Here is a 10,296-nt window from a genome sequence, read left to right as displayed (position 1 = left end):
GGTGACAAAAAAGAGCATGCACAGAGAAATTCCGTTTGCGCGTGCCTGCCAATTCATCTCAAACCAGAATTTCTACTTGGCAGCGCATAACTGATCGCTGAATTTCTGAGTAAGCTCTAGGTAATACCGATGATGTAATGGTTCGGATCACCCTCGCGGCTCCACAAGCCTATCTTTCATCGGATGGCAAAAGCCGCGTTCGAATACGTGGATTCAAAAGTGGAAATACTCAATTCTATAGTTGGGCAAATTCTCTGGCATGGAAGGTAAAATAGAATGAAGGATATTGTCAGCTATTCTGATTTTAAATTACTAGTACCGTTAACTTTCAAAGCAGAGTCATCTGACTATCAGAGATGTGATTAAGGATAGGCGGATCCCCACGCAGTGAAGTGAGGTTCTTGGTACGGTTTTTTATTTGTCTGAGGAATCTTACTGCCAAAATGGCATTCTGGGTGACAAATAAGTGCATGCCCAGAGGAATTTGGTTTTCGCGTGCCTACCAATTCATCTCAAACCAGAATTTCTACTTGGCAGCGCATAACTGATCGCTGAATTTCTGAGTAAACTCTACTTACGTTTATGCAGAATAACCAGTTTCATGACGGCGACTTTCATTGTATTTATAATATAGTATTTTGTTTGCCTTTAATAATATTTTCATAAAATGACTAAAAAATATTTTGGAACTGATGGTATACGAGGCTTGGTAGGTAAACATCCTATTACACCTGATTTCTTTATGCATTTAGGTTACTCGGCCGGAAAGGTTTTGGTTGCTGGCGACTGGCATCTGATGGAAGGAGAGCGCCCAACAGTTCTCATTGGCAAAGACACTCGGGTATCTGGTTATATGCTTGAATCTGCACTTCAAGCAGGCTTATGTGCCGCAGGCGTAAATGTGCTCCTATCCGGCCCCATGCCAACCCCCGCCATTGCCTATCTAATTCGCGCCCTGAGATTGCAAGCTGGTATTGTCATCTCCGCTTCACATAATCTATTCGAAGATAATGGCATCAAATTTTTTTCTGCTGATGGGCACAAATTACCTGATGACATGGAACACAATATTGAATCTTTGTTAGATACAGCAATTGAAACCATGCCTTCAGAAAAGCTAGGGAAAGTGCAGCGGCTTAAGGACGCAAGAGGCCGTTATATCGAATTCTGTAAAAGTTCTTTTCCTTATCATCTTGATCTGCGCGGATTAAAGATGGTCGTTGATTGCGCCAATGGAGCCACTTACCATATTGCCAGTCATGTTATGCACGAGTTAGGCGCCGATGTTATTACTATTGGTGCGGAACCCAATGGTTTAAATATCAATCTTGAGTGCGGAGCTACTCATTGTTCAACATTGCAAAAATCTGTTATGGAAAACCATGCTGACTTGGGTATTGCATTGGATGGCGACGGTGACCGTCTTATGATGGTGGATAAACAAGGTAGACTATACGATGGTGATCAATTGCTCTATATTATCGCCAAACATCGTAAACAAAGAAAAGTGCTTGAAGGCGGTGTCGTAGGTACTCTGATGACTAACCTTGCAATAGAAAATCGTTTTAAAGAAATGAGTATTCCATTTCTCCGAGCCAATGTCGGTGATCGTTACGTACTAGAATTACTGCATGAAAAAAAATGGTATCTTGGGGGCGAAAATTCCGGACATATCGTTTGTAAGGACAGGCATACGACTGGTGACGGCATTATCGCTGCTTTGCAAGTACTGTACGCGTTACGTGACACCCGAAAAACTTTGGCTCAATTCACGCGTGACGTCGTACTTTACCCACAACGATTGATTAATATAAAAATCCCCAAGACATTTGATTTTAGATCCAATAAAATTGTTAAAGCGGCGCAAGTAGAAGCAGAGACTGACCTGAAAGATAATGGACGTGTTCTTATAAGAGCATCAGGAACGGAGCCACTTATTCGCGTAATGGTTGAAGGTAAATCAAAACAAAAAATTGATTACTGGGCTAAACATATTGCTGAGGTTGTTCAAATCGCCAGCATAGAATGAGGCATCATTTTCTCGCGAACCATGCTCATACGATATCCATACTATCCATAATCTTTACTCATGAGGTATGCTTATTTTCATGGGGTCCGAGGTTTCATAAAATGAAAACATGAAATGGAGGATGGAGATGGTATTACCCCACGCACAATATTGCCAGGAATTTAGGGAGCAATCAGTTAAGTTTTTAAAGAAAGTGGATTAACTTTGGTTGAGGAAGCAAAACGGCTGTTTTTACGGCGTTGTTGAATAAATCGAACTGTCGGTAAAAAGATGGCACATCTGGCATAATTCTGCAGGATTTTACCTGCAGAGAAGTCAATCAAAGTGGCTTTCGATTACTTCAAAGCACATGCCACTCGTGTGAGTGCATCAATTAAACCTAGTGAGCATGATTTTCACCTGCACTTTCTGGAACTCCAGAATACAGGAATACCAAATGCTCTTACGCTAGCCAGCTTGGTTGCTCTATGTTCAGCTGCTTTTGGAAAATCTGTTCAGTCTCAAATAATTGTGATGGGTGATATGAGCTTGGGTGGAACCATGGTTCAGGTTAGGAGTTTGGCGGAGAGTTTGCAAGTTGCCTTTGATGCAGGTGCAAAGCGTATACTGTTGCCAATGTCTAGTGTTACCGATATTCCGACTGTGCCAGGCGAATTATTTGCAAAATCCCAAACCAGTTTCTATTTCGATCCAGTGGATGCAGTTTTTAAGGCACTTGGAGTGGAATAGAGATTTTTTGCCGTAATTGCAGCGCATAAAATGTATGTCATCAAAGCAAATTGGACAGCTGTTTGCTTAAATTAAAAGTTATTTTAATTTATCAGTTTTGAATTATGCGATTGATTATCATAATTCATCTGCCTTCACATCGCTAATGTTCGCCGCTTTATTTTTTCTCGTTCATCCAAAATAAATTGCCCCCGACCATAAAAGACATCTGCTGGAGTTGGATTATTAAGTGATTCATGTTAGCGCTCATGATTGTAATAATCGCCAAACTGGCGAAACCGATTTAGACAGTGACTCTAATGAATGAATCTGCAAGAAGTTCTGCATAATTGAGTCCATAAAAGGAATTGATGATGCAGATGCAGATCTCACAGGTAGCTGGCTGAGTTACTCACTCTTTAGATGCTTTCATTAACCTATAAGGTAGCAATATGGTAGCAATGAGTTATTTTTTTAGTAAATTTATCTAAATAACCGTATGATTTAATTGGTGCTGTTGAGAGGAGTCGAACCTCCGACCTACTGATTACGAATCAGTTGCTCTGCCAACTGAGCTACAACAGCCCGGCTTAAATCGAGCGAGGTATTATAGATGGTTGAGGAATTGCGGGCAAATGATAAAGATTTGAATGTGGCGTTTGTACTTTTTTAATGCCGTAAAATGAACTTTTTCACAATGATTGGTTTTTAATGTTTTTCTGACAATTTTCGCTTAAGTTCGGCGAAATTCGTCAAAAATCTGTACATTTTTATTGCAACGGTACATAATTCGCAAATGGATGCAGAAAAGACGAAGGCGAGTAATATCTTGATTATTCATGGACCCAATTTGAATATGTTGGGTGTGCGTGAGCCCGAGATCTATGGCGGCGCGACATTGCAGGATATTAACAGAAATTTGAGTGAATTAGTTGAAAATACTGGGTTTAAACTAGATTTCTTTCAGAGTAATGCAGAGTCGGCATTGATTGAAAGAATACAGCAAACGATGAATGACGGAACCAATTTCATTATTATCAATCCGGCTGCTTACACGCATACCAGCATTGCTATGCGGGATGCAATTGCCACGATTAAGCTGCCATTTATCGAAGTGCATTTATCGAATATTTATTCTCGTGAATCTTTTCGTCAGCATTCCTATTTTTCAGATTTGGCAATTGGTGTTATTAGTGGTTTAGGTGCTAAGGGCTATGAATTAGCACTAAAATATGCGATGACATCTTGAAGATCTGTTGCGATTGACTATAGTTGTAAAACTTCCTTACAGCGAGACAATGTCTCGGGAGATTGGATATGGATTTAAGAAAGCTTAAGAAGCTTATTGAGTTGGTTGAAGAGTCGAGTATTGCCGAACTGGAGATTACAGAGGGCGAGGAAAAAGTGCGTATCAGTAAATCCGGTTCCGGTGTACAGAACTATGCTTTCATGCCGCCGCCTATGGCGGCAATGATGCCTTCGGCTTCTCAGCCAGCGCCAGCAACAATTTCTGAAGCCAATACGTCTGCTGAAACAGCAGACTCAAATAATAAATCCATCCCAGATGGGCATATTGTCAAGTCTCCGATGGTGGGCACATTTTATCGGGCGGCATCGCCAGGGGCCAGTCCATTTATTGAAGTTGGACAGAGCGTGAAGGTTGGGGATACGCTCTGCATCATTGAGGCCATGAAATTGCTGAACGAAATAGAAGCGGATAAAAATGGTGTGGTCAAAGCGATCTTGTCAGAGAATGGACAGCCGGTTGAGTACGGTGAACCTTTATTCGTAATTCAATAATTCTCTGAATAGAGATCAGATAGCTATGTTTGAGAAGATTCTTATTGCAAATCGCGGCGAGATTGCGTTGCGGATTCAGCGTGCCTGCCGTGCGATGGGCATCAAAACAGTGGCGGTGCATTCAGAAGCCGACGCTGAAGCGAAATATGTGATGTTGTCCGACGAGTCGGTATGTATTGGCCCAGCTCCTGTCGGACAGAGTTACCTTAATATTCCGGCCATTATCAGTGCCGCCGAGGTGACCGATTCGGAGGCTATTCATCCCGGTTATGGATTTCTGTCCGAGAATGCGGATTTTGCCGAACGGGTTGAGAAAAGTGGATTTGTATTTATTGGCCCACGATCAGAAACAATTCGTTTGATGGGAGATAAAGTCAGCGCAAAGAATGCCATGAAAGCTGCTGGTGTTCCGTGCGTTCCGGGGTCGGATGGCGCGTTACCGGAAGACCTTGACGAGGTAAAAAAGATTGCCAAGGAGATCGGTTATCCCGTAATTCTTAAAGCCTCAGGTGGGGGCGGTGGGCGTGGTATGCGGGTGGTGCATACCGAAGCTGCCCTTTCTAACGCAGTTATCATGACACGCAATGAAGCGCAGTCGGCATTTGGCAATCCAACAATTTATGTAGAGAAATTTCTGGAAAACCCGCGTCATATCGAATTTCAGTTATTAATGGATGAGCATGGCCATGCTGTTCACTTGGGCGAAAGAGATTGCTCTTTGCAACGCCGTCACCAGAAAATTCTCGAGGAAGCGCCTGCGCCTGGAATATCTGAGAAATTGCGTAATAAAATCGGTGAGCGTTGTGCTGATGCTTGTCGCCGAATCAAATACCGCGGTGTAGGAACGTTTGAATTTTTGTTTGAGGACAATGAATTTTACTTCATTGAAATGAATACCCGTTTGCAAGTGGAGCATCCGATAACGGAGGCGATCACAGGTATTGATCTGGTGCAGGCGCAAATCAATGTCGCGGCTGGTAAGGCTTTACCGATGCATCAGAAAGATATTGTGTTCAAGGGGCATGCCATAGAATGTCGTATCAATGCTGAAGATGCTTATAAATTAACCCCTTCTGCCGGGCGAATTACGCAATATCATGCGCCAGGCGGCCCTGGAGTGCGAGTCGACTCGCATGTTTACCATAATTATATGGTGCCGCCATACTACGATTCGATGATTGGTAAAATCATTACCTATGGCGATACCCGTGAGCAAGCGATTGCGCGCATGCGAATTGCACTGTCTGAAATGGTGGTGGCCGGGATCAAAACCAATATTCCATTGCATCGGGACTTGATGAATGACGCATCCTTCTTGCGCGGTGGCGTTTCAATTCATTATCTGGAACAAAAGCTTGCACTGCATAATAAAACTAAAACTGATTGAGCGGTGGATTTGATCGCAAGCCCATTGCATTAAGCATGTCCTGGGTTACGCTAATTATCAAAGCTGGCGCAGCGAATGCAGAGTTGTTGAGTGACGCATTGATGGAGCAGGGCGCGTTATCGGTGGACATTCATGATGCGGCGGCTGACACGCAAGACGAACAAATGCTGTTCGGAGAACCTGGAGAGCCTTGCGAAGAAATCTGGCGCAATGCTGAAGTGTCAGCACTGTTCTGTCAAGATGCTGATATCGATGAAATTTTACGCAATCTGACCCCTATTGCGCAACCGGGTAACCAACTGGATTTCCGTCTGGAACGTGTTGAAGAGCAGGATTGGGTGCGGCTGACTCAATCACAATTTGATCCCATTCAAATCTCGCGGCGGTTATGGATTGTCCCCACTTGGCATCAGGCACCTGATCCTGACGCGATTAATCTGATATTAGATCCAGGGTTGGCATTTGGTACCGGGAGTCATCCTACGACGCAGTTGTGTCTCAGCTGGTTGGATCAGAATTTGCGACCAGGCGCTAGGATTGTTGATTATGGCTGCGGCTCCGGGATATTAGCGATAGCTGCATTAAAACTGGGTGCTAGTCATGTCACTGGCATTGATATTGATTCCCAGGCAATTAAAGCCAGCCAGGAAAATGCAGCCAGGAATCATTGCGCTGCGTCTCAATTCTTTTTTACAACTAAACATCAGGCTGCTACACGAGATTTGCAAGCGCAGGAACAAGCGGATGTTGTGGTTGCCAATATTCTGGCGAATCCTTTAATCATGTTGGCACCAGTTCTGGCGCAATTAGTTCGACAACAGGGCTCTATTGTATTGTCTGGAATCTTGCAGCAGCAAGCTGCAGAAGTTAAGTATGCTTATCAACAGTGGTTTGATATGGACAGCGGTAATGAACAGCAAGGATGGGTATTGTTAACCGGCAGCAAAAGGTGAAATAATTATCGCCTTTATCGAGTTTTTAGGTTTGGCAAATACACAGTTCGCTGATCCACTTAACGTGACGATTCATTCGGGCAATAACTATGGCGCTTGTAACACTCTGTCCAGGTTGCAGTACCACCTTTCGTGTGAATGCTGCGCAATTGCAGGCGCATGGGGGCGATGTGCGTTGCGGGTGCTGCCAACGGATATTCAATGGATTCGCCACGCTGATTACGGTGAATGAATCGGCCATCGAATATACCTCCCAGATTCAATTATATACTTTCAGCACGACTGAAATAGAGGCCGAAAATCAAGTCATTCCTGAAAGCTCAGATAATGAAGTTGAAACGCGCGTCATTTCGGAGTTGAAACAAGAAACAACCGAAACAACTGAGATAACTCAAACAGCTGAGCCAATTGAAGCATCGGCCCTTTTGTTCGGGGATGAGAAGCCGGATAGGCGGTGGTATGTAAAGTGGGGATCGGTGAATGCGCTACTGGCGTTGCTCTTGGTGGGTCAGATAGCATATGGCTATCGCACTGAATTGACTATGATTGCACCGGAAATCAGGCCTCGTTTGGAGCGATTGTGCGAATTCTTATGGTGTATAGTGCCCTATCCGCAAGAAGTCAGTCTGATCGGCATCGAATCTTCCGAATTGCAGAAAAATCCTGCGCAACACCCCGGAGTAGCCACGATGTATGCAACTATCCATAATTACGCGCTTTTTCCACAGGCATGGCCCGCATTGCAACTATCATTACTGGATGCTCGGGAAGAATTAATTGCCAGTCGTATTTTTACGGCACAGGATTATTTGCAAGAGGCGGATAAGTCGTTGCAATTTATTCAGCCTCAACAAGAAATAGAGATCCGATTGGATTTTGACAGCGATCAAGTGGATGCACTCGGATATCGGTTGCTGTTGCTCTACCCCTAATCAGTGATGCAGTCGCAGGTATACGCTGAGGTATAATAGCCAATTCAGTTTCTTTTGAACATGTTTCTCGATGAATAAAAACCCCCGTACTACTTTACTCGAAAGCTTATTTGCACAACGCATCCTGATTCTGGACGGCGCGATGGGGACGATGATTCAGACTTTCAAGCTCTCCGAGGAAGATTTTCGCGGACAGCGTTTTGCTGATTTTCCGCATGATCTGAGAGGAAACAATGACTTGTTGACGTTGACTCAGCCGGATATTATTAAATCGATTCATAGCGGATATCTGGAAGCGGGTGCAGATATTATCGAAACCAACACGTTTAATTCTACCGCAGCTTCGATGGCTGATTATCACTTGCAGGATGTGGTGTACGAACTGAATCTTGCTGCGGCAAAATTGGCGTGCGAAGCGGCACAGGCGTATGAGGAAAAAACACCGGAGAAGCCGCGTTTTGTTGCCGGTGTGCTGGGCCCCACCACCAAAACCGCATCTATCTCTCCTGATGTCAACGACCCGGGTTTTCGCGGCATTACATTTGATCAATTGGTGACTGATTATACCGAGTCGATTCGCGGATTAGTCGACGGCGGGGCTGATATTCTGCTGGTTGAAACAATTTTCGATTCACTTAACGCAAAAGCGGCGCTGTTTGCTATTGATCAATACTTTGTCGATCATGATATACGGCTGCCGATCATGATCTCGGTTACCATCACCGACGCATCCGGGCGTACGCTGTCAGGACAGACACCGGAAGCGTTCTGGAATTCAATCAGTCATACCCGGCCATTATCGGTTGGTATTAATTGCGCCCTTGGTGCAGAATTGATGCGCCCGTATATTGAAGAACTGGCGGGTGTGGCGGATGTGTATACCAGCGTGCATCCCAATGCTGGTTTGCCGAATCCTTTATCTGAAACGGGTTACGACGAATCACCGGAATATACTGCAAACCAGATCAAGGGATTTGCAGAAGCGGGCTTTGTCAATATTGTCGGCGGTTGTTGCGGCACGACACCGGCACATATCAAGGCTATCGCGCAAGCGGTTGCGAATATCGCGCCACGTCAGGTACCCGAAATCCAGAAAAAATTGCGTTTGTCCGGTCTGGAACCGTTGAACATCGGAGATGATTCATTGTTTGTCAATGTCGGTGAACGGACCAATGTCACAGGTTCCCGAGCATTTGCTCGTTTGATTCTCAACGACGATTACGCGGAAGCATTGAGTGTGGCGCGCAGTCAAGTGGAAAATGGCGCGCAGATCATCGATATCAATATGGATGAAGCCATGCTGGATTCGCAGAAAGCCATGGTGACTTTCCTGAATCTGCTGGCGGCCGAACCGGATATCTGCAAAGTGCCGATCATGCTCGATTCCAGCAAGTGGACCGTAATTGAAGCCGGCTTGAAATGTGTGCAAGGCAAACCGATCATCAATTCGATCAGCATGAAAGAAGGTGAAGCAGAGTTTTTTCATCATGCCAAATTGGCACGCCGTTATGGTGCGGCAGTGATTGTGATGGCATTTGATGAGCAGGGACAGGCCGATACCTTGCAGCGCAAGGTGGAAATTTGTACCCGCAGTTATCGTCTGCTGGTCGATAAGATTGGTTTCCCACCCGAAGACATTATTTTTGACCCGAATATTTTCGCTATTGCGACGGGAATTGAAGAGCATAATAACTACGGCGTCGATTTCATCGAAGCGACCCGCCGCATCAAGCAGACGCTGCCTTACGCCAAAATAAGCGGTGGAGTTTCCAATGTCTCGTTCTCCTTCCGCGGCAATGAGCCGATTCGCGAAGCGATTCACACCGCTTTTCTGTATCACGCGATCAAGGCCGGTATGACAATGGGTATTGTCAATGCCGGGCAATTGGGGGTGTATTCGGATATTCCAGCGGAACTGCTGGAAAAGGTGGAGGATGTCATTCTCAACCGGCGTGAGGATGCAACCGAGCGCTTGGTTGAATTCGCCGAGAACTTTAAAGGCAAGAAGAAAGAACAGGTTGAAGATCTGGCGTGGCGTGATGAGCCCCTGCAACAGCGTTTGACACATGCTCTAGTTAGGGGTATTTCCACCTATATTGTGGAAGATACCGAAGCCGCGCGCTTAGAAATCGATAAACAGGGCGGCCGCCCGATCCAGGTGATCGAAGGGCCGCTGATGGAAGGCATGGGTGTGGTTGGCGATTTATTTGGGGCGGGCAAAATGTTTCTGCCGCAGGTGGTCAAATCGGCGCGCGTGATGAAGCAAGCGGTGGCGCATTTATTGCCTTTTATCGAAGCCGAGAAGAAATTATCGGGGGACAATAAGCCCAAAGGGAAAATCGTTATCGCGACTGTCAAAGGCGATGTGCACGATATTGGTAAGAATATCGTTACCGTGGTTTTACAGTGCAATAACTATGAAGTGATCAACATGGGCGTGATGGTGCCCAGTGCGCAAATTCTTGACATGGCGCGGCGCGAGAATGC

The 10,296-nt window shown here is 45.2% G+C and carries 8 protein-coding genes and 1 tRNA gene; 8 read left to right on the top strand and 1 reads right to left on the bottom strand.

Annotation, left to right across the window (positions count from 1 at the left end; genetic code table 11):
* The first annotated feature begins 667 nt into the window (after positions 1–667).
* Positions 668–2,029: a phosphoglucosamine mutase gene (gene glmM, locus Q0C11_RS13415; protein WP_293008807.1), complete on the top strand. Its 1,362-nt coding sequence runs from the start codon at positions 668–670 to the stop codon at positions 2,027–2,029.
* A 324-nt stretch (positions 2,030–2,353) separates the two neighbouring features.
* Positions 2,354–2,758: a S16 family serine protease gene (locus Q0C11_RS13410; protein ID WP_293008805.1), complete on the top strand. Its 405-nt coding sequence runs from the start codon at positions 2,354–2,356 to the stop codon at positions 2,756–2,758.
* A 488-nt stretch (positions 2,759–3,246) separates the two neighbouring features.
* On the opposite strand, the gene Q0C11_RS13405 is transcribed toward Q0C11_RS13410, so the two are convergent.
* Positions 3,247–3,322 (bottom strand) — tRNA-Thr (locus tag Q0C11_RS13405).
* Between the two features lie 211 nt (positions 3,323–3,533).
* Between Q0C11_RS13405 and aroQ the strand changes: the two genes are divergently transcribed.
* From aroQ to metH, 6 genes are all read left to right on the top strand, one after another.
* The gene (aroQ, locus tag Q0C11_RS13400) at positions 3,534–3,986 is read left to right on the top strand and encodes a type II 3-dehydroquinate dehydratase (protein ID WP_293008803.1); all 453 of its coding nucleotides are present in this window, start codon (positions 3,534–3,536) and stop codon (positions 3,984–3,986) included.
* Between the two features lie 68 nt (positions 3,987–4,054).
* On the top strand, positions 4,055–4,537 hold the full coding sequence (gene accB / locus Q0C11_RS13395; RefSeq protein ID WP_293008801.1) for an acetyl-CoA carboxylase biotin carboxyl carrier protein: 483 nt from the start codon (positions 4,055–4,057) through the stop codon (positions 4,535–4,537).
* A 25-nt stretch (positions 4,538–4,562) separates the two neighbouring features.
* Positions 4,563–5,924, top strand: a complete 1,362-nt coding sequence (gene accC, locus Q0C11_RS13390) for an acetyl-CoA carboxylase biotin carboxylase subunit (protein ID WP_293008799.1) — start codon at positions 4,563–4,565, stop codon at positions 5,922–5,924.
* 35 nt (positions 5,925–5,959) lie between these two features.
* Positions 5,960–6,877 (top strand): 50S ribosomal protein L11 methyltransferase, encoded by a 918-nt coding sequence (prmA, locus tag Q0C11_RS13385; RefSeq protein ID WP_293008797.1) that lies wholly within the window; start codon positions 5,960–5,962, stop codon positions 6,875–6,877.
* Positions 6,878–6,966: 89 nt separating this feature from the next.
* Positions 6,967–7,809 (top strand): zinc-ribbon and DUF3426 domain-containing protein, encoded by an 843-nt coding sequence (locus tag Q0C11_RS13380; protein WP_293008795.1) that lies wholly within the window; start codon positions 6,967–6,969, stop codon positions 7,807–7,809.
* A 70-nt stretch (positions 7,810–7,879) separates the two neighbouring features.
* On the top strand, positions 7,880–10,296 hold a 2,417-nt coding region (gene metH / locus Q0C11_RS13375), incomplete at its 3' end, for a methionine synthase (protein WP_293008793.1).

This window comes from Nitrosomonas sp. (genome assembly GCF_022842015.1).
Classification (GTDB): Bacteria; Pseudomonadota; Gammaproteobacteria; order Burkholderiales; family Nitrosomonadaceae; genus Nitrosomonas.
Note: the sequence above shows the minus strand (reverse complement) of the source record. Positions and strands in the feature narration are given on the sequence as shown.